At 38.8% G+C, this 26,183-nt stretch carries 24 protein-coding genes; 16 read left to right on the top strand and 8 right to left on the bottom strand.

The features are described from left to right. The first annotated feature begins 57 nt into the window (after nt 1-57). Complete coding sequence (locus tag PL_RS14795) at nt 58-1,092, top strand: dipeptide epimerase (RefSeq protein ID WP_348619801.1); 1,035 nt, start codon at nt 58-60, stop codon at nt 1,090-1,092. On the opposite strand, the gene PL_RS14800 is transcribed toward PL_RS14795, so the two are convergent. Both PL_RS14800 and PL_RS14805 read right to left on the bottom strand, forming a co-directional pair. Continuing rightward, entirely contained in the window at nt 1,073-1,300 is a 228-nt protein-coding gene (locus PL_RS14800; protein WP_041882988.1) for a DUF6358 family protein, read from the bottom strand. The genes PL_RS14795 and PL_RS14800 overlap by 20 nt on opposite strands. Nucleotide 1,301: 1 nt before the next feature. After that, the gene (locus PL_RS14805) at nt 1,302-1,619 is read right to left on the bottom strand and encodes a rhodanese-like domain-containing protein (RefSeq protein WP_041882987.1); all 318 of its coding nucleotides are present in this window, start codon (nt 1,617-1,619) and stop codon (nt 1,302-1,304) included. 170 nt (nt 1,620-1,789) lie between these two features. Here PL_RS14805 and PL_RS14810 point away from each other — a divergent pair, with 170 nt between their 5' ends. Both PL_RS14810 and PL_RS14815 read left to right on the top strand, forming a co-directional pair. Beyond that, nucleotides 1,790-2,875, top strand: a complete 1,086-nt coding sequence (locus PL_RS14810) for a DUF4407 domain-containing protein (protein WP_041883040.1) — start codon at nt 1,790-1,792, stop codon at nt 2,873-2,875. Continuing rightward, nucleotides 2,872-4,188: a M20/M25/M40 family metallo-hydrolase gene (locus PL_RS14815; protein WP_348619803.1), complete on the top strand. Its 1,317-nt coding sequence runs from the start codon at nt 2,872-2,874 to the stop codon at nt 4,186-4,188. The genes PL_RS14810 and PL_RS14815 overlap by 4 nt, the downstream gene beginning before the upstream one ends. Here the strand turns inward: PL_RS14815 and PL_RS14820 are convergent. The 4 genes from PL_RS14820 to PL_RS14835 form a co-directional block, all read right to left on the bottom strand. After that, complete coding sequence (locus tag PL_RS14820; protein WP_041882986.1) at nt 4,185-4,700, bottom strand: GNAT family N-acetyltransferase; 516 nt, start codon at nt 4,698-4,700, stop codon at nt 4,185-4,187. The two genes, PL_RS14815 and PL_RS14820, sit on opposite strands and share 4 nt — an antisense overlap. Continuing rightward, nucleotides 4,697-5,260: a hypothetical protein gene (locus PL_RS14825; protein ID WP_041882984.1), complete on the bottom strand. Its 564-nt coding sequence runs from the start codon at nt 5,258-5,260 to the stop codon at nt 4,697-4,699. The genes PL_RS14820 and PL_RS14825 overlap by 4 nt, the downstream gene beginning before the upstream one ends. Before the next feature lie 95 nt (nt 5,261-5,355). Then, nucleotides 5,356-6,837 carry a RagB/SusD family nutrient uptake outer membrane protein gene (locus PL_RS14830; RefSeq protein WP_041882983.1) on the bottom strand — a complete coding sequence of 494 codons (1,482 nt, stop codon included), beginning with the start codon at nt 6,835-6,837 and terminating at the stop codon, nt 5,356-5,358. 10 nt (nt 6,838-6,847) lie between these two features. Next, nucleotides 6,848-10,036, bottom strand: coding sequence for a SusC/RagA family TonB-linked outer membrane protein (locus tag PL_RS14835; RefSeq protein WP_041882982.1), 3,189 nt, complete (start codon nt 10,034-10,036; stop codon nt 6,848-6,850). 416 nt (nt 10,037-10,452) lie between these two features. Between PL_RS14835 and PL_RS14840 the strand changes: the two genes are divergently transcribed. The 6 genes from PL_RS14840 (at nt 10,453) to PL_RS14865 (ending at nt 19,236) form a co-directional block, all read left to right on the top strand. Further along, nucleotides 10,453-11,559 carry a sensor histidine kinase gene (locus tag PL_RS14840; protein ID WP_348619806.1) on the top strand — a complete coding sequence of 369 codons (1,107 nt, stop codon included), beginning with the start codon at nt 10,453-10,455 and terminating at the stop codon, nt 11,557-11,559. A gap of 6 nt (nt 11,560-11,565) precedes the next feature. Continuing rightward, nucleotides 11,566-12,324, top strand: coding sequence for a LytR/AlgR family response regulator transcription factor (locus tag PL_RS14845; RefSeq protein ID WP_041882980.1), 759 nt, complete (start codon nt 11,566-11,568; stop codon nt 12,322-12,324). 156 nt (nt 12,325-12,480) lie between these two features. Continuing rightward, nucleotides 12,481-13,656 carry an efflux RND transporter periplasmic adaptor subunit gene (locus PL_RS14850; protein ID WP_052496376.1) on the top strand — a complete coding sequence of 392 codons (1,176 nt, stop codon included), beginning with the start codon at nt 12,481-12,483 and terminating at the stop codon, nt 13,654-13,656. A gap of 53 nt (nt 13,657-13,709) precedes the next feature. After that, entirely contained in the window at nt 13,710-16,859 is a 3,150-nt protein-coding gene (locus PL_RS14855) for an efflux RND transporter permease subunit (RefSeq protein WP_041882976.1), read from the top strand. Between the two features lie 3 nt (nt 16,860-16,862). Then, on the top strand, nt 16,863-18,281 hold the full coding sequence (locus PL_RS14860) for an efflux transporter outer membrane subunit (RefSeq protein WP_041882974.1): 1,419 nt from the start codon (nt 16,863-16,865) through the stop codon (nt 18,279-18,281). 109 nt (nt 18,282-18,390) lie between these two features. Continuing rightward, on the top strand, nt 18,391-19,236 hold the full coding sequence (locus tag PL_RS14865) for a YitT family protein (RefSeq protein WP_235324554.1): 846 nt from the start codon (nt 18,391-18,393) through the stop codon (nt 19,234-19,236). A 5-nt stretch (nt 19,237-19,241) separates the two neighbouring features. Here PL_RS14865 and PL_RS14870 read toward each other — a convergent pair whose 3' ends face one another. Next, nucleotides 19,242-20,639 carry a S41 family peptidase gene (locus tag PL_RS14870; protein ID WP_041882973.1) on the bottom strand — a complete coding sequence of 466 codons (1,398 nt, stop codon included), beginning with the start codon at nt 20,637-20,639 and terminating at the stop codon, nt 19,242-19,244. Nucleotides 20,640-20,803: 164 nt separating this feature from the next. On the opposite strand from PL_RS14870, the gene PL_RS14875 reads away from it, so the two are divergent. The 7 genes from PL_RS14875 (at nt 20,804) to PL_RS14905 (ending at nt 25,669) form a co-directional block, all read left to right on the top strand. Continuing rightward, nucleotides 20,804-21,268 carry a carboxymuconolactone decarboxylase family protein gene (locus tag PL_RS14875; protein WP_041883038.1) on the top strand — a complete coding sequence of 155 codons (465 nt, stop codon included), beginning with the start codon at nt 20,804-20,806 and terminating at the stop codon, nt 21,266-21,268. Nucleotides 21,269-21,328: 60 nt separating this feature from the next. Beyond that, on the top strand, nt 21,329-21,670 hold the full coding sequence (locus PL_RS14880; protein ID WP_041882972.1) for a YciI family protein: 342 nt from the start codon (nt 21,329-21,331) through the stop codon (nt 21,668-21,670). A gap of 62 nt (nt 21,671-21,732) precedes the next feature. Beyond that, the gene (locus tag PL_RS14885; protein WP_348619810.1) at nt 21,733-22,968 is read left to right on the top strand and encodes an RNA polymerase sigma factor; all 1,236 of its coding nucleotides are present in this window, start codon (nt 21,733-21,735) and stop codon (nt 22,966-22,968) included. A gap of 244 nt (nt 22,969-23,212) precedes the next feature. Beyond that, a complete protein-coding gene (locus PL_RS14890; RefSeq protein WP_052496372.1) occupies nt 23,213-23,758 on the top strand; it encodes a hypothetical protein in 546 nt (181 codons plus the stop codon). Between the two features lie 132 nt (nt 23,759-23,890). Next, entirely contained in the window at nt 23,891-24,205 is a 315-nt protein-coding gene (locus tag PL_RS14895; RefSeq protein WP_041882971.1) for a hypothetical protein, read from the top strand. 1 nt (nt 24,206) lies between these two features. Further along, nucleotides 24,207-24,536, top strand: a complete 330-nt coding sequence (locus PL_RS14900; RefSeq protein WP_052496371.1) for a hypothetical protein — start codon at nt 24,207-24,209, stop codon at nt 24,534-24,536. Next, complete coding sequence (locus PL_RS14905; RefSeq protein WP_041882970.1) at nt 24,536-25,669, top strand: glutathionylspermidine synthase family protein; 1,134 nt, start codon at nt 24,536-24,538, stop codon at nt 25,667-25,669. Before PL_RS14900 ends, PL_RS14905 begins: the two co-directional genes overlap by 1 nt. Nucleotides 25,670-25,736: 67 nt before the next feature. On the opposite strand, the gene PL_RS14910 is transcribed toward PL_RS14905, so the two are convergent. Continuing rightward, nucleotides 25,737-26,054 carry a hypothetical protein gene (locus PL_RS14910; protein ID WP_152620330.1) on the bottom strand — a complete coding sequence of 106 codons (318 nt, stop codon included), beginning with the start codon at nt 26,052-26,054 and terminating at the stop codon, nt 25,737-25,739. Nucleotides 26,055-26,183: the final 129 nt, after the last annotated feature.

Consider the following 26,183-nt stretch of genomic DNA (forward strand, 5'->3'; position numbering starts at 1 on the left):
ACATTCGGCGAGGCACCCATTTTTTAACTTTGATATTACCAAAAGCTTTTAAAACACATGCAAGCAGTCCATATCTCTTACAATCTTGAACTTAAACATCCGTTTTCTATCACTGGTTTTACCAGAACAAGTACTCCTTTATTGTTATTAAAGCTGACTTATGAAAATACGGATGGGTACGGCGAGGCTTCTATGGTACCTTATCTTGGCGAAAATTATAATTCAGCAGAAGCATTTCTGGATCAGGTAGACTGGGCCCGCTTTACTTTTCCGTTTAATTTTGAAGAGATCGTTACCTATCTGGACAGTATCAGTGCAGGAAACCCGGCGATAAAAGCTGCGATTGATATTGCACTGAATGATATTAATGGAAAGATCCGGCAAAAACCCTGTTTTGAAATATATCAGGCAGATGCGGCTAAAATGCCCGTCACTTCTTATACCATAGGCATGGACAAACCCGAAATCATTAAAGAAAAAGTTGCCGGAGCTAAAGATTTCAAAGTACTTAAAATCAAACTGGGCTCTGCAAATGATAAGGAACTGATCAATACCATCAGGAGTGTAAGTGATTTACCGCTTTACGTAGATGCTAACCAGGGGTGGACAGAACGCAAAATGGCTATAGATCTGATCTACTGGCTCCACGATCAGGGAGTTTTATTGATTGAACAGCCTATGGATAAAAAAAACACCGAGGGTAATGCCTGGCTAACGAGCCGTAGTCCTATTCCCATTCTTGCAGACGAAGCAGTCCAGAGATTAACAGATATTGACAATGTTAAAGGAGCTTATCACGGAATAAATATTAAGCTGATGAAAAGCGGAGGAATGTATGAAGCACACCAAATGATTTTAAAGGCACGCTCTTACGGCATGAAAGTGATGATTGGCTGTATGAGTGAAACTTCGATCGCTACCCAGGCTGGCCTGGCTTTAGCTCCTTTATGTGACTGGGTGGATCTGGACGGCCCTTTTCTGACTAAGAACAATCCATTTGAACAGCCTGCCTTTGAAAAGGGCAGATACCTATTAAAAGACCTTCCAGGTTTAGGGCTGAAAGGTCTCTCGCCTAATTTGTTTCGTCCTTAACGGAAGATTTCAGACTATTTTCTTTTTCTTTAATACTCGCTCTTACTTCTTTGACGATATTAATCTTCAGGTAAACAAAAAATAAACCCGTAGCGATTAATAACCCAACAACCGGGTAATTAGCATTCTGGAAAGCCCACTTAAGACCTATCACTGAAATTACTATACCCAGCGTGTAAAATGTATTTAATGCAATTTTCTTCTTCATCTTAATAAACAGGCATACCAGGATCAAATGCAGCTTGCCATGCAAGAATACCACCCTTTAGGTTATAAAGATTTGTAAAACCGTGAAGCTGTTCCAGTTGCATTACTGCTGCTGCACTGCGTTTACCACTTCTGCACTGCATAATTACCGGTTTATCAGTAGCAATTTTATCTACTTCAATCAGAATTCCTCCTAAAGGGATATTCTCTCCATTTAGATTTGAAGTATCATATTCGAAAGTTTCTCTTACGTCAATCAGTTGAAAATCTTCCTTGTTATCTATTTTTTGTTTCAGTTCTTCTACGCTAATTTCTTTCATCTTCTACGCTTTTAAATGGACGGTCTCTCGCCCATGTATAATTGTCAAATATAAAGTTTATCAACAACTTATCTGCTAAAGACAAGTCAAAATTTCTGGTTTCAGACGTGTACACTGTAACAACTCCGGATGCCGGGCGTTTAATAGTATTCTTTCTTAACTTTGTTATTATGGATGCTCTGTCACGTTTCTTCTGGTTTTGTTCTGGTATCCACCAGCCTACTTTAGAGAAGCACCCTACTGAACATAATAAATATGTCGGTATTGGCGCAACTATTTTCTTTACTGGTTTATTTGCTGCACTATCCGGCGGATATGCCATGTATTTCGTTTTTAAAGGCGATACCGCAGCTGTTCTCTTTGCTGTATTTTTCGGAATACTCTGGGGTCTTGCTATTTTTAATATGGACCGCTATATCGTTTCCAGTATTAATAAAAATGCCTCTTCAACCAAACAGATCCTGCAGGCAACCCCCCGTATATTACTGGCTATTATGATTGGAATGGTCATATCCCGTCCATTGGAGCTTAAAATATTTGATAAGGAAATCAAAGAACGTTTAAAGGTAAGTTATCTGAATAATCAGCGTTCAAAGATTGACACGCTTAACAAAGCATTCACTAATAAATACACGATTGAACTGAATAAACTTCAAGAAGTTAAAGCGCAGAGAGATTCTGTAGAAAGTGGTATTAAATCTGACCGGCAAAAACTTAACTTTGAAGTCTTCGGGACTAAAACGACTGAGACATCCGGTGTGATGGGATATGGTCCTTATGCTAAACGAAAAGAGGAAGAGTTAAAACAAAGACAACAAAACCTGGATTCGCTGAATGCTGATGTAAGAAGAATGGAGCATTTTGTGGATGGCAGAAAGCAGTTTGATGGCTTATTGGCAGAAAGACTCTATACAGGGAAACAATTGGATAGTCTGGCCAGTATCGCAGGTTTTGCTGATCGTAACTGGGCACTGGGACAGCTAAGTTTCAATACAGACGGCAGCCGTGATACAACAACCGCTTTGGCTGTTACATTTATTGGTCTGTTATTTATCTTTTTTGAATGTCTGCCTGTTTTTGTAAAAATGATGAGCTCAAGAGGACCATACGACAGGGCTGTGGAAAATCTTGAATTCAGCCAGATCCATACCTCAGAAAAAGACAGGGATTTCGAGGTTGAAGTTACCGACGGAGTGCATGATACAAGAGTAACCAGTGCCATTGAGAAACAGAAAGAAATATTAACTAAATTATGATGAAATACTTTTATTACCCTTTGATCTTACTTTTTATCGCCCGAACGGCAACTGCCCAGGATATTGATAAAATTATCTCTAAAGATTACGTAGACAATCTGATTAAAACTCTGAGTAGTGATGACATGCAGGGCAGAGCAACATTTAGCCCAGGGATTGATAAGGCCGCAACCTTTATCGAGAGTGAATTTAAAAAAATTGGTTTACAACCATTGAAAGGTGCAACAGGCTACAGACAGACATTTTACAAGTATCAGCTTAAACCTGTTTCTGCTGAAGTCTCAGTTGATGGAAAAACTATAGCTCCTGCTGAAGTAGCCATTTGGGGCAATACTGCCGCGACACTGAATTTAGACAATACAAACAGTGATGGCTGGATAAAACTTGATCCTTCAAAATCTTTCAGAGAGCAATACAGACTTTTGGTACGTAACAAAAAAAGACAGCTGGTCCTGGTAGATAAAAAATTCACCAACGAGTTTAATCAGTTAAGAGATTATGTTTCAAAGTCGGCAGTTGTGGATGAAGAAACTGTAAATCAGGCTAATCCTTCTGTTTTAGTATTGGTATTATCTGCAGACACTGCTGTAAAAACCTTTAATGTCACAGTAAAAAACAACATCGAAAAGCTACCGCTGTTTAATGTGGCAGGAGTTATCCCGGGAAAATCAAAAGCTAAAGAACTGGTCGTATTTTCAGGTCATTATGACCATTTAGGCATTATTCATTCAGCAGACCAGGATAGTATTGCAAATGGTGCAGATGATGATGCTTCTGGTACTACTGCCATGATCGCCCTTGCAAAATATTATAAGAAACTGAACAACAATGAGCGCACACTAATTTTTGTTGCTTTTACTGCTGAAGAGATTGGTGGCTTTGGCGCAAGATATTTTTCTCAACAGCTAAATCCAGATGAAGTTGTGGCCATGTTTAACATTGAAATGATTGGGAAAGAGAGTAAGTTTGGTAAGAACACGGCCTTCATTACAGGCTTTGACAAGTCTGATTTTGGAGCAATACTGCAAAAAAACCTGAAGGGTACAGCCTTTACTTTTCACCCTGATCCTTATCCACAGCAAAACCTGTTCTACAGAAGTGATAACGCTACTTTAGCCGCTTTAGGTGTACCTGCGCATACTATCAGTACTGATCAGATAGATACTGACAAACTTTATCATACAGTGAAAGATGAATATAGTTCACTGGATACTGAAAATATATTATCCACAATTAAAGCAATTGCTAAAAGTGCGATAACCATAGTAAAAGGGACGGACACACCGACCAGAATACCTAAACTAACAAATTAGACCGGCTTAACCGGTGCTAAAGGAAGTGCCATTACATAATCATTCATAAAGAAACCGTTGCCAATTTCAATGTCAACGGTTTCTTTTATGATAAAGCCTGCCTTCTCATAAAAATCCTTTGCTTTGTTGTAACGGTTTACATTTAACTCCAGGCTCTCAGCACCTAAATCTATTGCCTTATTCCGCACTTCATTAACCAACAGTTTACCCAGGCCTTTTCCGTGCGCATCTGGTAAAACATATAACTTATGCAATTTGACAACACTATGCTGATTGCGTTCTTCTAATGAATAGGATGCAAAAGCCAGATCTTTATCTCCGTCCTGTGCAATCAAAAAAGTATGGCCTTCCATCAGCTGCTGCGTTAAAGCAACAATACTGTAATACTTATCCAGCATGAAATCAACTTGTTCCTGACCAATCAGATGCGTATAGGTTGGTCCGTAGACAATTGTCCCGATCCGTTGAATAACCGGCAGATCTTCTTCTTTTGCTTTTCTTAAGGTAATCATATCTTCTCTGTTAGAAACACGTATTCAGTATTAAAAGTAAGCTCTACAAAGCCATCCTTCACCACCTCAAATTCCCGTTCTTCCTTTTGCATCAGATTGGTCGCCTCAAAATAAGAAACCACATCAATCAAAAATATACTACCGGCAGGCTTCCAGACACTAAAGCCTGTTTTAACTGCATAAGATTTCTCTGTTGCTGTAAAAAGAACAATATTGATCTTAGGAAGATAAAATGCCAGATCCGATAATGCTTTCTGATCATCAATGATATTTACAGCAGGATATTTTTCTGAGATTAAATAGTTTAAAACAGTATTATAGTCATCTCCGGGGCCAATAATAGATTTCGTATTTTCCTGAGGGACTAACCCATCAGCTGCATTCAAAACAACATCGACCTTCAGTCCCAGACTTATGACTTTCTCATAAATGGCACTGTTAACAACTAGCGTTGGACTCCATTCCAGAATCTGACCTAAATATTCTTCATCAAAATTGCCCAGATTATGAATGTATAATGCTGGTTCCTGTTTTTCTCTGACTATGTGATGCGATGACATGCTGCTAAGATATTAATGATTACCGGAAAGCTAAATGTTTATCAAAAAAAAGAGGCTATCCTTTTAGGATAGCCTCTGAATTGATGAAATAATTATTATGGGTTTTGTCCACCCGGACCAATCATTGGGTTAGCATTGATTTCGTCCTGAGGAATTAACCACTGCCATTTCACATCACCAGCAACTTCACTTAATGTTACTGCTAACGTACTATCATGGTTAGAATTCATTCTGTCTAATGGAAGGTTTAAACGCTTAAGATCCGTAAAACGGAATCCTTCACCCCATAATTCAATACGGCGCTGAGTTAAAATTTCTTCGATCAGCTCAGTTCCCGCTTTAGTCGATAGTACATATTTAGGATCTCTGTTACTCGCCAGGGCAAATAATGCCGCTTGTGCCGGACCATACTGCCCTAATCTGGCTAAAGCTTCTGCTTCGATCAGGTACATTTCAGCACCACGCATATGTGCAACATCACCAACACTTGTGGTACCAGCTACCAGAAACTTTCTGTTCATATATGGTTTTCTTGCTCCACTTGCAGGGATTGGGAAATCAGTATTCTTACCAGTAGGATCCCATAATCCTTTTCTTACATCAGTTGACGTTATTTTAGCGTACAATAAAGAGTTAATTGCTTTTGGATTCGATCTGATATTAGAAGATCCGAAATTGCCAGACATATAAGCAAAGAATGAAGCGAAATCAGAAGTCTGATCTTCTACCTGTATACTTGCCCAGATCCACTCCTGATTTGCAGCGCTGTTAAATCCACTTTTATACTCATCATTGTTCATCAATTTAACAGATGCTCTTGCCGCAACTGCATTCTGAGCAGCAACAGCCCATTGCCCCTGAGTCAGTGCAACCCTGGCTTTAATACCTTTAGCTACTCTTAAATCAAAATGAGATTTATTTGCTCTGGCTTTTGCAGTAGCAAAAAGCACAATAGCCGCATCAATATCTTTATTGATCTGCGTATAATTCTCTTCAACTGTAGCCCTTGGCTTTGGCTTAACATCCGTTACCAATACCAGAGGTATACCTGGCTGTGTATTACTTCCGGCATTATCATAACGCTTTCCATAAAGCTGTACCAATATAAAGTTCGCCCATGCTCTATAAGTCAGGGCTTCGGCCATAATTGCATCTTTGTCTGCCTGCGGACCTTCAGTTCCATTGACTTTTTCAATGATCATATTTGCATTTGCAATCACTGTAAAATAGAATTTGTAGGCATACTTATCAGTGGTACTTGATGCACTTCTGTGAGCAGTCCATTTGTAAGCGCTGTTATACCATCCGTTACCCGCAGAGGTATTTACTACATCATCTCCAAGCATCTCCAGGTTAATCTTCATTCCTGATTCTCCCCCCTGATCCTGCTCATCAAATTGTCTGTACATCATACGGTGGATACCATTCAGGGCTGCCATCGCATTATCTGTTGTTTTAAATACTGAAGCATCATCCGACATATCTGTTGGATTTGTTTCCAGAAAAGACTTCTTACATGATGCAAAAGTCAGTGCAATCAGTAAAAAAGAAAGATATTTATATTTTGTATTTTTCATTTGTTTTTAATTAAAATGCAACATTCAGACCTAGAGTAACTGTACGTGTTGGTGAGTAACCAGCAGTTGTAGTTCCGCTATAAGAATAGCTAGGGTCTAATCCTTTACGTTTAGATAATAGGAATAAGTTTTCTCCACCTACATATACCCTTGCATTTTTAAGATCTGCCTTAGCGACTAAAGCTTTTGGTAAATTATAAGAAAGCGTTGCTGATCTGAAAGCCAGATAAGAAGCACTGATTAACCAACGGTCTGATGCTGCATTATTGAATGAAGACTGACCAGCATCCAAACGCGGAACATTAGTAATATCACCCGGGTTTTTCCATGCGTTCAAAGCATCAACATGCAGAGCACCACCATAGCTGCCATAGCTCATTAAACCAGCATAAGATGAATCATACACCTTACCGCCAACTTGATAATTAACCATAAATGAAAATTGGAAATCTTTATAGGTAAACGAGTTCGTGATACTTCCTGCAAATTTAGGAATAGCTGTTCCTGCATAGCCGTACTCTGCATTATTATGGTTAGTTGTATAATCAACACCGTTAATTGTTCTGCTCTGCGCCGGATTACCAACAGCAATAGCCTTATCTCTTACATATAATGAGACCCCATCAGTAGGATCTACACCACCCCATTTCCTTAACCAGAAATCATATCTTGAATGACCAACTTCTAATTTTTTGGTTCCGTCAACAATTGTCGGAGTTTCTTCCGGCAATTTCGTGATTCTGTTTTTAACAGCAGTCAGGTTAATATTGGCGTCCCACTTAAAGTTTTTATTCTTAATAATGTCTCCGCCAATTTCAATCTCGATACCTTTGTTATACATACTTCCAACATTTCTCGCTACGGTTGAAACCCCATTGGAAATTGGCAGTGGAACATTAAATAACAGGTTGCTTGATCTTCTGTCAAATACCTCAATGGTACCGCGTAATCTGTTTTTAAATAGACCGTATTCTACAGCAATGTCGGTAGAATAGTTAGTCTCCCATTTCAGATCAGGAGTTGGTAAAGTAACTAAAGAAAGTCCACCTTCTTTATTATTGTTATAATTTAAGTTATAATAAGATTTGTAGTTATAATAAATCTCATTTCCATCAATATCAAGCAATCTGTCATTACCAACAGAGCCATACGAAGTACGTAATTTCAGATAATCTACCCATGATGCACTTTTCATAAAGTCTTCAGCCGTGATTAACCATGAAGCACCAAGGGAGAAGAAATTACCCCATCTTGATGTTGGCCCGAATTTAGAAGAACCATCGCGTCTTACTGACCCGTTTGCAAAATACTTACCATCATAGTTATAGTTTAACTGCGTAAAATATGATTCCAGGTTATAAAGATTTTTATACGCATTTAAATTACTTGTTGTCGTAAAGTTAATCAGTTCAGTATTGCCTTCTAAAACCTGTCCTTTTCTTGTTCCTGACCTGTAAGAATAATCATATTTATAGATCTCATGACCTGCAAGAAAATCGAAATTGTTCTTTCCTAAAGTTTTATTATAATTTAAAACCTGGGTAGAAGTAAATGATGAAGTCGTAGAACCTGTATTTGCTGATGTACCACCAGGAGCACCGTCACCTACAATTCTGTTATAATATAGATTTGCATTGTAATTCGTTATATCTACATTCAGCTTCTGAGTAAATTTAAAATCCTTAAGGAAAGTAATCTCTCCAAAAGTTCTTGCACTCAGCATATTTCTTTTAACCATATCCTGGTTTAAAAGAGTTTCCTGTACTACGTGTCTGCCACTATTTGCGCCAGCAGGACGACTTGTACCTAAATCGTATACATTTTGTCCATTTGCATCTTTTACAAAAGCACCTGATGCATCATGCACATATACAGGATAAATCGGGCCAATATTACGGGCAAAATAGAAAATGTTGTTATAACTTGATGAGCCGGAGTTCGATTGTGATCCTATAGTCTGACCACTGGCTCTGTTAGATTTGCTTAAGTTTCCTGAAACGTTCAAACCAGTTTTAAACCATTTTACCGGGTTTGCATTCAAACTTACACGCCCGGTAATTCTGTTGTAATCAGAACGCTGAACATAACCTTTGTCATCCAGATAACCCAGTGACATAAAATAATCTGATTTGTCAGACCCACCGCTGTAATTAATGTTTGCATCAGTCCTTTTACCAACACGTCTTAGCGGTTCAACCCAATCGAAATCGTTATACAACAACTTCGCAGAAGGATTAAGCAGACCATCAGTACCAACAATTGCATCATCTGCAACATTGAAAGGATTGTACCCCAAAGCTGCTTTAACTGATGAACTGGCTTTAGCTCTTGCTGCAGCATCCTCCAGTGGTTTTGTTGAACCCTGCGGATAAACAAGATTGTTTTTCAGCGCCTGCCATGCCAGAGGATAGTACTGAGCTGCGTCAACTCTCTGATATTCTGGAATTCCTCTTGAACTTATTCCTTGTGTAACGTTCACGGTTAACTGATCGTTACCTTTTCTGCCTTTAATGGTTGTCACAATAACAACACCGTTAGCTGCACGTGATCCATATAACGCAGATGCAGAGGCATCTTTAAGGATTGAAATATTTTGAATATCATTCACGTTCAGATTCGCAAGGTCACCATCATAAGGAGCCCCGTCAACCACATATAGTGGCACGTTCGAGGCATTGATCGAACCGAAACCGCGGATACGAATAGATCCTGAAGCCCCCGGCTGTCCACTTCCGGCAGTTGATGTCACCCCGGCAGAAGCCCCAGACAAAGCACTGTTGATGTTTGTCAATGGCCTTAATTCAAGTTCTTTTTTACCAATCTGGGCTACCGAACCTGTGATCGCTTCTTTTTTCGAAGTTCCATAAGCAACGTTGATTACTACTTCATTTAATGACTTGGAATCTTCACTTATGGTAACATTGATTACCGTCTTTGAGCCTACTGTCTGTTCTACAGTGGCATAACCGATTGCAGAGAACACAATCACATCTGTTGGAGCTACTGGTCCTATCGCAAAGGCACCATTTCCGTCTGTTTGTGCACCCGCAGTTTTTCCTTTAACTTTTACTGATACACCTGGAACAGGAAGACCATCTTCCTTTCCTGTAACTTTACCTTTTATTGTTACATTTTGTGCAAATGCAGAACTAATGCATAGCAAACCCAGCACAATAAAATTGAGTAGTTTTCTTTTCATCTAGAATAAATAGGATTAATTAATTGTTGTTTGGGCTATAATATGCAGAATAAATTATTCTTATAAGAACAGATAGCGAAATAAGACATTTATTCTTCTTATTAACCTGCAATTTTTATTATTCAGAAAACAACTATCACAAAAACGCCATTAAGCAATAAAAAAACAATTTAGCAACCAAAACTCTGATCAAATAAAATCTGCTAACCAAACCCCGGATCACTTATCCCTACAGGTAGCCTGTTTTCCTTATCTTTGCCTCACCTGTGAAAGGCCAATACTATTGAGTGATTCAAAAGACTGTTTCAGCACTAGAAATATGATGTTCAGTCAATAAGCTCATTACATTATTGATTCTGGCATTAATTTTACAGGTTCTAACCTGTAACGTTGATGAATAATAAACTTATATAGCCATGGCCAATCATAAAACAATAAGTGATCGTGCTTTTTATCAGAATTTCAGGTTCTTCATTTTGCCTATTGTCTTTTTCTGCTTTTATATTTTCGTATATCTTTTAAATCCTTACGATCCATTCTGGAATGTTTATTTTGACCAGAGTATATATACCCTGTTAACTGAATGGATAGGTGTAATGATTGTCTGCTTTTTAATTACCGAATCCAGTTTATTTATCGCCCGATGGCTCGATCGTCATATACCCTGGATAGAATCCCCCATATTACGTTTCTTCTGTCAGTTTTTTTTACAAATTCTCAGCGCAGTCATTGTCATCAGCATACTATTTTATATTGATCATCTGATTTACCCCAGTCATCATAACTACTCGCAAAATGATAAGGCTTCAGCCTGGCAGGTGTGTATGGTAAGTATTGTCATCAGTACTTTAATCAGTGCAATCTACACAGCCGATTTTTTTCTGCGCAAATGGAAAATGTCCATGCTGGAAACCTCTGCACTTGAACTTAAAGCCTATGATCTGAACCAAATAGCCATGCAGGCTGAACTACAATCATTAAAAGCGCAGCTCGATCCGCATTTTATGTTCAACAATTTCAGCACTTTATCAAGTCTGATTGTTGAAAATCCGGATTCAGCTCTCCTTTTTCTGGACAACCTCTCCAAAGTATACCGGTACATGATTATTAATCTGAGCAGGGATATTATTTCATTAAAAGATGAGATTAAGTTTATCCACTCTTATATCTATCTGATCAAAATAAGAGTATCTGACAATTTGCAGATTAACATCAATATACCAGAAGATTATGAAATAAAAGGTGTGCCACCAATCACACTGCAGCTGTTAATAGAAAATGCGATTAAACATAATATAGCATCCCGTTCACGTCCATTACACATCGACATTAATATTAACGAGGAAGGCTGGCTTGAGGTTTCCAACAATCTGCAGCTGGTAAACTTCCATATCCCTTCTACAAGAGTTGGTCTGAAGAATATCATCAGCCGTTATCGGTTGTTATCAGATGCATGCCCGCAGATAATTGAGAATGAGAGCACATTCATAGTCAAACTACCTTTATTAGAAATATCAGAATAATATAAAATGAATGTATTAATCATAGAAGATGAGAAACTGAATGCTATACGCCTGCAAAAGATATTGCTTGAAATAGATAACCAGACAGAAATAGTAGCCACATTGGATACCATTGCCGATAGTGTGAACTGGCTGCGTTCAAATCCAACCCCCAATCTGATTTTAATGGATGTACGATTGGCTGATGGCATCTGTTTTGAAATATTCACGCGGGTCGAAATTACAGCGCCGGTTATCTTTACCACTGCCTATGATGAATACGCCCTTCGTGCATTCAAAGTAAACAGTATCGATTATCTTCTAAAACCTATTGATATTGACGAATTAAGAGGAAGCATCTCTAAATTTAAACAGCAGAATACTCAGAAAATCTCCCACGGTACAATTGAAGAGGTCGTTGCTATCATAAAAAAACAAAACCCAAATTATCGTTCCCGTTTTCTAATCCCTTACAGAGATGGTTATAAAACTATTATGGTTTCTGATATAGCATATTTTTACTCTGAAAATAAAATCACCAATATCGTAATGCACGATGCAAAAGAACAGGCTGTTTCCTATACAATGGATGAACTGGAAGAACAGCTTGATCCTGCAGTATTCTTTCGTGCTAACAGACAATATCTCATTAATATTAAAAGCCTGGAGAGCATACATAATTATTTCAACGGGAAATTAAAACTTATGCTGGTTCCTCCGGCTGCAGCCGATATACATATCAGTAAAGAAAAGGCCAGTCAATTTAAGAAATGGCTCGATAGCTGATTCAGGAGCACTAAGAGTTGTTTCATCTGCCAATAAAGCGTTCTCAGTTATTTCTTCACTGTCATTTCGAGTCATTAGTTATAAAATTGCACCGTTGTAATCTGTATTTCACAAAGTAATATGGATTCCGCAAATTATGCAAATCCTATCAGACTCATGAAAGTTGAAAACAAATCTCTTCTATTACGAAGACCGGGCTTTTTATTTGGTTCCGCACTACTGTTTACTGTCTTATTCGGTTGTCATTCAGCAAATGAAAATACAGAGGCACAGGCAGCTCCTCCAACCATACCGGTAATTACGCTTACCCAATCAGCAGCTACAACTACTAAAGATTATACCAGTACACTTGAGGGAAAAGTGAACGTTGAAATCAGACCGCAGGTGGATGGTTATCTTGACAAGGTTTTTATTGACGAGGGTGCATTTGTTCAGGCAGGCCAGTCTCTTTTTAAGATCAACGATCAGCCTTATCAGCAGCAGTTAAATAATGCGTTAGCCACTATGCATGCAGCTGAAGCAGCCCTGAGTAACGCTCAGCTTGAAGTGGACAAGGTAGTCCCTCTGGTTAAAAGTAACGTAGTTTCTCCTATACAGCTTAAAACAGTACAGGCTGCTCATAACGTAGCCAAAGCAAATCTTGAGCAGGCCAAAGCTGCCGTTGGATCAGCAAAGATCAATCTGGCTTTTACCAATATCAAAGCTCCTGTCAGCGGTTTTATTGGCCGTATTCCCCGCAGACTGGGTAGCCTGGTTGGCAAAAGTGATCAGCAGCCATTAACAACATTATCAGATGTACATGAAATTTACGCGTATTTTTCTATTGGAGAAAGTGACTTTATCAATTTTAAAGCACAATATCCCGGCAAAACACTGACTGAAAAAATTAAGCAGATGCCTCCGGTTTCGTTAATCCTGCCAGACTATACTACTTATCCTCACAAAGGACATATCAGCATGGTGGATGGACAATTTGATAAGAATACAGGTTCCATTATGTTAAGAGCGACATTCCCTAATGCAGACGGGTTATTACGTGCCGGAAATACAGGAAAAATAAGAATTGATCAGCTTCACGAGAGTTCATTAATGGTTCCGCAGGCATCTACAATGGAGCTTCAGAATAAAGTATTTGTCTATAAACTGGCTGATAGTAATAAAATCAACAGAGTCATGATTGACATTGCTGGTAAAAGTGGCACAGACTATATTATTAAAGATGGTCTTAAAGCTGGTGACAAGATCGTCTTTACAGGACTCGATCGGTTACAGGAAGGAATGGTTATCAATCCAGGTTCCGCATCGGCCCCTGCAAAAGTTGAAAAAAAATAATATAAACATAAGCCAGGTAATTGAATTACCTGGCCTCTTAATACAACAATACCATGTTTAAGAAATTCATAGAAAGACCCGTACTGGCTACGGTGATCTCCATTTTATTGTTAATACTTGGTTTCTTAAGTATGACAAGACTACCGGTTACGCAGTTTCCAGATATCGCACCACCAAGTGTATTCGTTACTGCAGTGTATCCGGGTGCAAATGCAGAAACAGTAGCACGTACAGTTGCTCCCTCTCTGGAAGATGCAATCAACGGAGTAGAAAATATGACTTACATTAAGTCTACGTCAAGTAATGATGGTGCACTGAGTCTCCAGGTATACTTCAAACTGGGAACTGATCCCGATCAGGCAGCAGTAAACGTACAAAACAGGGTATCTCAGGCAATAAGCCAGTTACCTGCTGAAGTTGTTCAGATTGGTGTGAGTACACAAAAACAACAAAACAGCATGATCATGTTCATGTCTATTTCAGATGACAGTAAAAAATATGACGCTGCATTTGTAGAAAACTATGCAAAAATCAATATCATTCCTGTTCTGAAAAGGGTCTCGGGAGTTGGTAATGTCACTGTATTTGGAAATAAAGATTATGCGATGCGTATCTGGCTGAATCCTGAACAAATGGCTTCTTATGGGTTGAGTCCTCAGGAGGTCATGACAGCCATTCAGGACCAGAACGTAGAAGCTGCTCCGGGGAAATTCGGAGAAGGAAGTAAAGAAGCATTTGAGTATATACTGAAATATAAAGGAAAATCCAATCAGCCTTCAGGATTCGAAGACATGATTATACGTGCCAATGCTGACGGTTCAGTATTACGGGTTAAAGATGTTGCCAAAGTAGAGTTCGGTTCTTATACCTATAGCGGTGACACCTGGGTAGACGGTAAATTCGGTGCAGGAATGGCAATTTATCAGACTGCAGGATCCAATGCAAACAAAGTACAGGAAGATATTAATATAGCCATGAAAAAGCTATCAAAAACCTTTCCTAAGGGGCTGGGATATGATACTCCTTATAGCACAAAAGTACAGTTGGATCAATCCATATCACAGGTAATACATACCCTGATTGAAGCCTTTATACTGGTCTTTATTGTTGTATTTATTTTCCTTCAGGATCTCCGGTCTACGCTGATTCCGGCTATTGCAGTACCCGTAGCAATTGTAGGAACATTCTTTTTCATGCAGTTATTCGGATTCTCTATTAACCTGTTAACCTTGTTTGCTCTTGTCCTGGCAATCGGGATTGTAGTCGATGATGCGATCGTTGTGGTCGAGGCAGTCCATTCAAAAATGGAACATGAACATCTTGCTGCCCGTCCGGCAACATTATCTGCTATGCACGATATTACCGGTGCAGTAATTTCAATTACACTGGTAATGGCTGCGGTATTCTTACCTGTAGGATTCATGGAGGGACCTACCGGAGTATTTTACAGACAATTTGCTTTTACCCTTGCTATCGCTATTGTGATCTCAGCTGTAAATGCATTAACCCTTAGCCCTGCGTTATGTGCGCTGTTTTTGAAAAACAGTCATACCGATCCAAATAAAAAAACCGGATTCAGTGACAGATTTTTCACTGCATTTAATACTGGTTTTTCAGCAATGACAGATAGATATATTAAAAGTATTAAAGTACTGATCCGCTTTAAATGGGCAAGTTTTGGCGCTTTGGCTTTGCTGATGCTCCTGACTTTCTGGATGCTGCGTACTACCCCAAAAGGATTTATTCCTGATGAGGATGGAAGCTTTGCCGTCTTCTCTATGGCTATGCCAGCCGGTTCTTCTTTAGACCGGACAGGGAAAGCATTAAAAAAGGCTGACAGTATTATCAAAACAATGCCATCGACTGAAAACATCACCAGTATTTCTGGCTTTGATATGCTGAGTAATGCAACCAGTCCATCATTCGGTGTTGGTTTTGTGAAACTAAAAGATCTGGATAAAAGGGGTGAAGTAAAAGATATCAATCAGATCATTGGTATAATGAATCAGAAATTGTCAACGATACTGGAAGGTACTGTATTTGTATTTACGATGCCTACAGTTCCTGGTTTCGGGAATGTAAGCGGACTTGAGCTGGTGTTACAGGATCGTACAGGTGCAAAGCTTGATAAATTCAGTGAAGTTGCCCAGGGCTTTACCCAGGAGTTGATGAAGCGTAAAGAGATACAGGCTGCATTTACGACTTTCCGCACAGACTATCCGCAGTTGGAAATGGAAGTAGATGCTGTTAAAGCCAAGCAATTGGGTGTGGGTATAAAAGACCTGATGGGTGTTATGCAAGCCTATTACGGAAGTATACAGACTTCAGACTTTAACCGCTTTGGAAAATATTACAGAGTTGTTGTACAGGCTAATGTTGCAGCAAGAGCAACCCCTGAAGCAATCAATGGAATATTTGTTAAAAACACCGGTGGGCAAATGGTTCCGGTAAGTACGCTGATTAAGTTAAAAAGGGTATATGGTCCTGAAACAGTTTCGCGATATAACCTGTTCAATGCAATTAGTATAAATGCGATGACTAAAGCAGGTTACAGTACCGGAGATGCCATCCAGGCGACTGAAGAAGTTGCAGCTAAGTACCTGCCTGCAGGATACAGTTATGAATGGACAGGGATGTCTCTGGAAGAAAAAACTTCTGGCGGACAGGCAGCAACAGTATTTGGTTTATGTCTGTTATTTGTTTACTTCCTGCTGGCAGCGCAGTATGAAAGTTACATTTTACCCCTTGCAGTTATTCTTTCCGTTCCCGTAGGTATTCTGGGTGTATTATTAGCTGTTAATATTGCTGGTCTTGAAAATAACATTTATGTACAGGTTGCAATGGTGATGCTTATCGGCTTACTGGCCAAAAATGCGATTCTGATTATTGAATATGCAGTACAGCGTCGTAAAGCAGGAATGACCTTATTAGACTCAGCAATTGAGGCTTCCAAACTCAGATTACGTCCGATCATCATGACTTCCCTTGCATTTATTGTAGGGTTAATTCCATTAATGCGGGCAGTTGGCCCATCAGCAATAGGTAACCGTTCTATTGGAACGGGTGCAGCAGGCGGAATGGTACTGGGTGTAATCCTGGGTGTGTTTATCATCCCGGTACTCTACGTCGCCTTTCAGTATTTACACGAAAAAATCAGTGGTAAACGCACTGTAACAGAATCGAACGGGCCTTTAGAAATTTAGAACATGAAACTGAATCAATATATATACCTCATATCCATACCATTGGTATTATCAGCTTGTAAGGTTGGGAAAAATTACGTCAGACCCCAAACTTCCCTGCCTGAACAATTCAATACCCGGACCGTAGCAGCAGTAACTGCGGGTCCGAGTATTGCTAATATTGCGTATAAGGATTTCTTCACAGAGCCGACCTTAAAGCAATTAATTGATAGTGCCGTATCACATAACTTTGATTTGCAATTTGCTATTAAAAATATAGAGAGTGCCCGGCAAAGTCTGAAACAGGCAAATTCCAGTTTATTCCCGGATCTTAATCTGCAGGTAAATGCATCCAGCAACAGACCCTCAGACAACAGTTTGAACGGAATGAGTACTGCTATGTTTGCAGGATCGAAACATATAGAAGATTACAATGCAAGTTTAGGTTTATCCTGGGAGGCAGACATCTGGGGGAAAATCGGAAGACAAAAAGAGGCTGCATTACATACCTATCTGCAAACTGGCGCTGCTGCCAGGGCAGTTCAAACCCAGGTAGTAGCTAATGTTGCACAGGGCTTTTTTAATCTGCTGATGCTGGATGCCCAACTGGAAATAGCCAAACACAATGTCAGACTCAATGACAGCACTTTGATCGTTATCCGCTTGCAAAAAGATGCCGGGCAGGTAAACATCCTTGCCGTTCAGCAGGCTGAAGCACAGCAGCTCTCTGCAGCATTACTTGTTCCACAGTTAGAACAGCAGATTGCTATTCAGGAAAATGCATTAAGAACACTGGCTGGCGCTTTACCTTCAAAAATAGAGCGCAAAGTAAGTCTGAGTGCTTTTGCTGTAGCCGAACACCTGACAACAGGTATTCCTGCCGACATCTTATCGATCAGACCTGATGTCAAAGCTGCAGAACTAAATGTTATGGCTGCCAATGCAAAGGTAGGAGAAGCACAGGCAAATATGTACCCTTCTCTGAATATTACTGCAAGCGGAGGGATTAATGCTTTTAAAGCCAGTAACTGGTTTAATATTCCAGGCTCACTATTCGGAACTGTTGCAGGGGGTTTAACACAGCCTTTATTTCAACGTCGTCAGTTAAAGACACAGCTGGAACTGGCCAGAATAGAAAAAGATAAGTCTGTTATAGAATTTAAGCGTTCCGTTATCAATGCCGTTACAGAAGTCACCGATGCGCTGGTGAAGCTTGAGCAATTAAAGAAACAGCACGAACTGCAGGAAATAAGGGTAAAAACTCTTAATCAGGCCATCAAAAATGCAGATATGCTGTTTAAAAACGGCATGGCTAATTATCTGGAGGTAATTACTGCACAAAGTAATGTTTTGCAGAGTGAATTGAGCCTCATGGACATACAACGTCAACAGTTAAGTGCAATGGTAGATCTGTATCGCTCATTAGGGGGAGGATGGAATTAGTTGCTTAAAAAACCGGAATTGTTTTAGATATTTGCAGAATAAATATCGTTAAAAGCCTTTTTTAATGATCGCTCTTTCCTGTTTATCTACAATTATCTAAAACAATACCATGGCAATGCCGGCAACAAAAGAACACGCAAAAAATATCGCACTGATAATTTTAGGGACCCTGATTTTTGCCGCAGGGATTAACTACTTTGCTATTCCCAACAAGCTGTCTGAAGGTGGTGTAATCGGACTGACCATTGTGGCCTTTTATTATTTCAACTGGTCACCCGGCATTCTAAATCTGATTCTGAATGCTATTTTAATGACTATAGGATACAAGCTGCTTGACAAACGTACAATTGTATATACCCTGTTTGGTATTTTTTTCTCTTCTCTGTTTCTATTTCTGACAGAAAACACACACCCTCCTTTAACGTCTGATCCTCTTCTGGCAGCTATATTTGCCGGCTTATTCGTTGGCGGAGGAATAGGATTGGTTTTTCTATCCGGTGGGACAACAGGCGGCTCAGCAATTATTGCCAGACTTTTTCAAAAACTATGGGGATGGAAACTGGGAACTGCCATGCTGATCGTTGATATTGTCGTTATCGGACTATCAACCTTTATTATAGGACCGGAAAAGACCATGTATACACTTGTCGCTGTTTATATAGGCGCTAGAGTTGTAGATTTCATCGTTGAAGGATTCAATACCAAAAAAGCAGTCACTATCATCTCTTCTCAATCAGTGATTATTGCAGAGAAAATAACGATGGGTCTGGTAAGAGGAGCTACCGTACTACATGGTCATGGTGCTTATACAAAAGACCGAAAAGAAGTTATTTATGTAGTGATCAGCAAACCAGAACTTATAGAATTAAAAACTATGGTACATGAAACAGATCCTGATGCTTTTGTTGTGATCCATGATGTACATGATGTCTTTGGTAAAGGATTTACGATTTAGAGCGCTTATTTTTGCTCTAAAAACCGCTGTGCGGCTATAACCCAGTTTTGTACAGCAGTTAACACACGATCAGGTGTAATCCCAATATTATCTATTCCCTGTCCCATTTCTACTCTTCTGCTACGACTTGTGGCGTAATGAAGCGCATATGGCATACAGCTAAAAGGAATATCCCTGACATTGGCATAATCAAGTACTCCGGCAGAGTTCTGCCCCATAATAGTTACTTTTTTACTCTGTTTTGCCGCCAGAAGAAACTGCTCAGTAGTTGAGCCACAACCTTTATTAATCAATACAACAATCTTTTTGGGAAATACACTGACACTGTCCAATACAAGGTCTTTATCTTCTCCCAGGTCAATAAACTCATTTTTATGCTGTTCCATTGCAGCAATTTTCTCTCTGATAAAGACTTTCTGATCTTCCGGAATATTATTCATCTTTAATAAACCTGCCCATCCTGCAATATTATCATCCGAAGATAAGATATCAGGCCCGACTGTTTTAATAGGGTTTGTATAGAAATAAGGAATAAGACCACGATAAGAAAAATCTGCCCCACCACCATTATTTCTCAGATCCAGAATCAGGTTAGGTGTTTTTTTCAAAAGTACACTGTTTGCCTGAAGCAGGGAGTCAATACTTTTAGCATTTCTCTGGTTAAATGTTCCGATCTGTATATAGAAGGTTTGAGGAGAAAGTACCTTACAGGACACATCATCATTCAGAATTTTTTCTCTTTTCATCTGTGTTGCCCCCTCTCTCTGCCATTCTCCCAATGCATTTTCGCCAATTTTAAGAGAAACAGATTCAGGTGTATAATATTTGTCATAAGCAATACCAGCCAGGCCGTCTTTTCTCGTCTTCAACTCCAAAATTACAGCACCAGGTTGCCAGGTCTTATTGGCTGATTTCAAAATTACTCCTGCATAATCCCGTTCATTATTCCTATTATTGATTACAGCAACTTTATAGATAGAATCCTTATCCCAGTAAATTCCTTCGATGGATTTAGAGTTTTTCAATCTGCTCAAATCAGCGTCGCTAATCACTACTTTCTCTATTTGCTGAACCAGTCTTTTCTGATCAGCAGCATGCTTTTCTGGTGATAGCCGGTTACGTCCAACTTCGATATGACCATCTTTAAAAAAGCCAATCCATTCATTAATGAGGTTAATACAATAAGGTGCCGAGTTTATCTTTTTTGATCTCTCCAGGATCTGTCCCGAGTATTTCTGATAAGCAATTTTAGTTGCCGGATTTACTTTATCTCTGAAACCAGAATAATTTTTTTCAATTTTCCCTTTTATGTATTGAAATTCTTCTGCACAGTTACATTCCTGAGCATAGGTATTCAAATGAATCAAAAAGAGGATAATAAGGGAAATAAAGGCTTTCTTCATAAAAATTTACTGATGCAGTTATCAAATATAATGTAATCCACAAGACCAATATCAAAGAGACAGGGAATAAAAAACAAGCATAAAATATTTTTTTTTCAAAAGATGTCCAGTTTCTAAAATCTCAATCATTATTGAGGTATAAATCATTATTAATTAAAAATAAAATGGGACAAAGAATCAATCTTCACGAAAAAGGCCAGGGCGCTATGAGAGCAGTATATGGCTTAGGAATTTATCTGTCAAAATCACCAGTTGAGCAATCATTACTGGAATTAATTTATTTCAGGGTATCACAAATCAATGGCTGCGCATATTGTCTTGATATGCATTCAAAAGATCTGCGTGCAAGAGGTGAAAATGAACAGCGTCTATACGTTTTAAGTGCATGGCGTGAAGCTCCACTTTACACAGAGCGTGAATGTGCAGCACTTGCCTGGGCAGAAGCAGTAACAAAAATCACAGACAGCTATGTACCTGATGAGGTTTACGACGAAGCAATAAAACAATTCACTGAGCAGGAATTAATTGATCTGACACTGGCAGTGACCACAATTAACAGTTACAACCGTCTTAATATCGCCTTTAATATTAAGGGAGGATCTTATCAGCCGGCCGGCCACACAAAATAAAATTTTATTCCAGAGAAAATCTGGTAATTCATATATTCAGCAACTCTAAAAAAGAAGAAAATGAAAGATTTCATGTTATTGTTCAGACAACCAAGTTACAACTATGATACCCTTCCGCAGCAGGAAATGCAGATACTCACCAAAAAATGGCAGGACTGGGTAGGTGGTATAGCAGCACAGGGAAAACTTGTCAGTAACGGACCACAGCGGCTAACTCAGGAAGGCAAAGTACTCAGAGCCGGCGGAATAATTACAGATGGTCCTTTTGTTGAAATCAGAGAACGATTAGGTAGCTTTATCGTTGTTAAAGCAGATAATCTCGACGAAGCCACAACACTAGCTCACGGCTGTCCGGCTCTGGATGCTGGTGGTAGTGTTGAAATCCGCCCTGTATTTATATAAACATTGATCAGACCGCTTATGCAAAACCTGCCTCATTGAAAAAGCAGGTTTTGCTATTAATTATGGAAAAACCAAATGACTCTTTAAAATACCTGTTCCAACAGGAGTTCTCTAAAATGGTTGCTGTTATCAGTAAGCTTTTTGGTTTGGAGCATATTGAACTTGCAGAGGACATTGTCAGTGAAACATTTTTGCTGGCAACCGAATCCTGGAAAGTAAAGGGTATTCCAAAAAATCCAACAGCATGGCTTTATGTAGTGGCTAAACAGAAAACACTTCAATATTTCAGAAGGAATAAAATTTTTGAAGAAAAGGTCCTGCCCGAATTAGGTCTGAGACAAGAAAAAGACAATGAAATTCCAGAACTAAACTTTTCTGCGCAAAATATCCGGGATAGTCAGATACAAATGCTTTTCGCCATTTGTACACCTGTGATTGCCAGTGAAGCTCAGATTGGATTAGCGCTCCGTATTCTCTGCGGTTTTGGTATTGAAGAGATAGCAGAAGCATTTTTATCCAATAAAGAAACTATCAATAAAAGATTATTCAGAGCTAAAGAAAAATTACGTACCGAGAAGGTCCAGATGGAATTACCAGCCAAAAACGAAATAGTCAACCGGCTGGATAATGTATTACATATAATTTATCTGCTCTTTAGTGAAGGATATTATTCTAAAACTCAAAATCAGATTTTAAGAAAAGACCTGTGTCTGGAAGCCTTACGTCTGGGTTTGTTGCTTGCAGCATATGAAAAAACCAACCTGCCAAAGACAAATGCCTTAATTGCACTGATGTGTTTTCATGCTTCCAGGTTCAATGCGAGGCAATCCGGTGAAAATACAATGGTTCTTTATGAACAGCAAAATGAAGAATTATGGGATAATGATTTAATCAATCAGGGTATACATTTCTTAAATAATTCGGTACAGGGCAACGAAATCAGTTCTTATCACTTAGAGGCAAAAATTGCTTACTGGCACTGCTTCAAAGAAGATACACAGGAAAAGTGGGAAGACATCTTGCAGTTATACAACGAGTTGCTGCTCATTAATTACTCGCCAAGTGTAGCGTTAAACAGAACTTTTGCGTTATACAAGGCAAACGGACAACAGGAAGCTTTAGCAGAAGCCGAGAAGTTAAAATTGGTGAATAATCATTTTTACTTTATCCTTCTGGGTGAACTTTACAAAAATATAGATAACCAAAAAGCAAAATGCAATTTTCAGACCGCTTATAAGCTGGCTAAAACACTGACTGAAAAAGAGGAAATTCAGCATAAAATTGACCGTCTCGGCTGATTTTCAAATTGCACCCCAATTCCCTCCCGGGACAAGCCGATCTCAGGCTAAAAAATATTTTTCAATATTATCATATTTATAAAATAATAAAGAAATCAGTCCGCATATATATCAAATACACAAAATAATAACTCAATTTATTATTAAATAATATATTTTTTAAATCTTTTATTTTAACCAATAAAATAATTACATTTAAAATAGTGTATCAAATGTCTGATATACAACAATCTAACCAAACCCTATGAAAAATTTAACAATTTTCAATCTGTTAAAGTCTAAAACGGCTCTTTTCGTTTTAGCAGGCACGATGATTCTTGCCTCATGTAAAAAAGAAGTTGAAGTCCAAAATCCTGGGTCGCAGGATGTTTCAGCAAAAAATGTCGATGCTGCAGCAGAGGTGTGGCGCAAAGCGAATCTTACCAATTATGAATCTTTTCCACTTCCAGGCAGTCCTGAATGTGAGGATTTCAATGGTTGTAAATGGGCTGGTCAGTTTGCATTTCTGGATGGCAAACAGACTTTAAGCTGGGTAAAATCACATGACATCATTTCCATTCACTCAAAAGATGCAGGAAAGTACAAACTAAAAACACTTAGAATCAGACAGGGAAGTAAACAAATTGATGCAAAAGTGTATGATAACTGTAATGATGATGATTGTGACGGATGCTGTACAATTAATGCCAATGAACATGGAATTGGATTCTTAATTGATCTGGAGAAATATACAATGCAGCGTTTCGGATCTGGAGAAGGTATAGTAGAATGGAGATGTCTTGATTGTTAATCTCAGTCAACAACAAATATCTTTAAATAAATAATAAAGGGGGAGTTTTCTGAATCAGAAAGCTCCCCCTTTATGCTGTATTGATATTTTAGATTTCTTATCTTTCCGGCAATAACTGATCAAATTCAATCCATGAAAAAATTAGCACTCGCTATTCTGGTTTTGTCGTTTATATCATGTAAAGAGAAAAATGACGATAAAGTTAAAGAGGTAGACAAAAATGGTTCTGTAGAAACTAAAGTGCACATAACACACTTAACTGATTCACTTGATGTAATGAAAACTGAGAATATATTCTGGGTTAAAAATCAGGAAGCTAAAAGAGTAATCCGGCTGGACACCATACCATCACTGGGGGTCTCTGATGAACAGGGAGAAAACAGCTCTGGCCAGGATACTACTATAAAGGTCAGAAAAAACTATCAGATCTTTATTACAGTAAATTAACATGAAGAAATCAAAGGTTGTAACCCTGGTACTCATTACAGGAGCTCTGGCTTCCTGCAATAAACCTAAACCGGACTGGGATTCTAATGAAGTATATATGCGTTCTGATACTACTGCAAATTATACGCATACCCAGGGTCCGCATATCTCACCTTTTCTATGGTATTATGCCTTCAGACCCTATGGCATGTATTATGGAGGCAGATATCACCACTCAGGCTATTATTCTTCATCACTTTCTGAGCGTTCAAATATTGGCAGATCGGCCATGAAAGGGGCAGCTGTAAGAGGAGGTTTTGGGGGTTCGCATTCATTTTCCGTTTCATCCTGATGCAGAGACACACCATTATACCCAGAAATAACTGGCAGAGCCTGGTAGAGAAGCTCGGATTCGGATTTCATACTGCCGATGTCCCTTACTGGGATGAAAGTGCATATTATGAATTTTCACTGGCCGAAATAACGAAAATTGAAAGCGCAACAGCCGAACTTTGGGGTATGTGCCTTGAAGCCGTACAATATATCATAGATCATAAGCTCTATTCTAAGTTTGCGATCCCGGAGAAAGCAATAGCAATCATAGAAAAAAGTTGGAATGATGACGTTCCCGCCATTTATGGAAGATTTGATTTTGGTTTTGACGGAAGCAGTTTAAAACTATTTGAATTTAATGCAGATACTCCTACTTCTTTATTTGAAGCCGGGATTGTACAGTGGTTCTGGTTACAGGATTTCGCTTCACATAAAGATCAGTTTAACTCCGTTCACGAACGCCTGATTGACTACTGGAAATATTTAAAGCCTTATCTCCATGAGGGCATACTGCACTTTACCTGTGTTAAACAATCTCTGGAAGACTTAACCACAGCAGAGTATATGAGAGATTGTGCTATACAAGCCGGAATACCAACAAAGCTTATTTTTATTGATGATATCGGATGGAATCAGGAGGAATGTGAGTTCGTAGATCTGGAGGATCAGGAAATCAAAAACATCTTTAAGCTGTATCCCTGGGAATGGATGGTTAATGAGCCTTTCTTTGATCAGCTCTTACTAAATCCGGAAGTATACTGGATAGAACCGGCCTGGAAAATGCTCCTCTCCAACAAAGCGTTATTACCCATTTTATGGAAATTGTATCCAAACTGTCCTTACATTCTGGAATGCTATTTTGAGGAAGAAAACTCTTTAAAAGATTATGTCAAAAAACCTATCTATTCCAGAGAAGGAGCAAACATCAGTATTGTAAAAAACGGACAGGTATTAGAAGAGACCAAAGGGATTTATGGTAAAGAAGGTTTCATCTGTCAGCAAACATTTGATATTCCAGGACAGGAAAATAAAATCCCGGTTATCGGTTCGTGGGTTATAGGTCAGCAGCCTGCTGGTATAGGTATCAGGGAAGACAACAGCTTGATAACTGGCAATAAGTCTTGCTTCGTCCCGCATCTGATCAACAATTAACTGATATAAAATCTCTTTATGAAACTTTCCTCCCGGCAAATTTCATAAAGAGATTTTATCAAACAAATTAATTAGATGACAACAGTGTTATTGATTCCCACACACTCGTTGTACCTGCACTACCGACCATCCTGCCATAAACTTCATAAGATCCGGCGGCATCCAGTGAAACGGCTATTTTATGTGATGCCTTTGGTAGATAATAATTAACCAATCCATTAGGCTGAACTACCTTAAACTCATATTTCACACCGACCGGGAGCGTATTATCATCAAAATAAAATATAACATCCACACTGGACCATCTTGGGTAAGAACCATTACTGTTTGGCGAAGACAATACCAGCAATGAAAACGGTGGAAAAGTAACAAAGGAGCAGGCCACAACAAACAATTGAAATAATTTTTTTCATGATAACAGAGGCTAATTTAGTTATACACAATATAACAACATTAATCAGCATCACACTGAACAACAATCAGTTAATTTAATCCCAAAGTATACGATTAATTT

The organism is Pedobacter lusitanus, assembly GCF_040026395.1.
GTDB classification, from domain to species: Bacteria; Bacteroidota; Bacteroidia; order Sphingobacteriales; family Sphingobacteriaceae; genus Pedobacter; species Pedobacter lusitanus.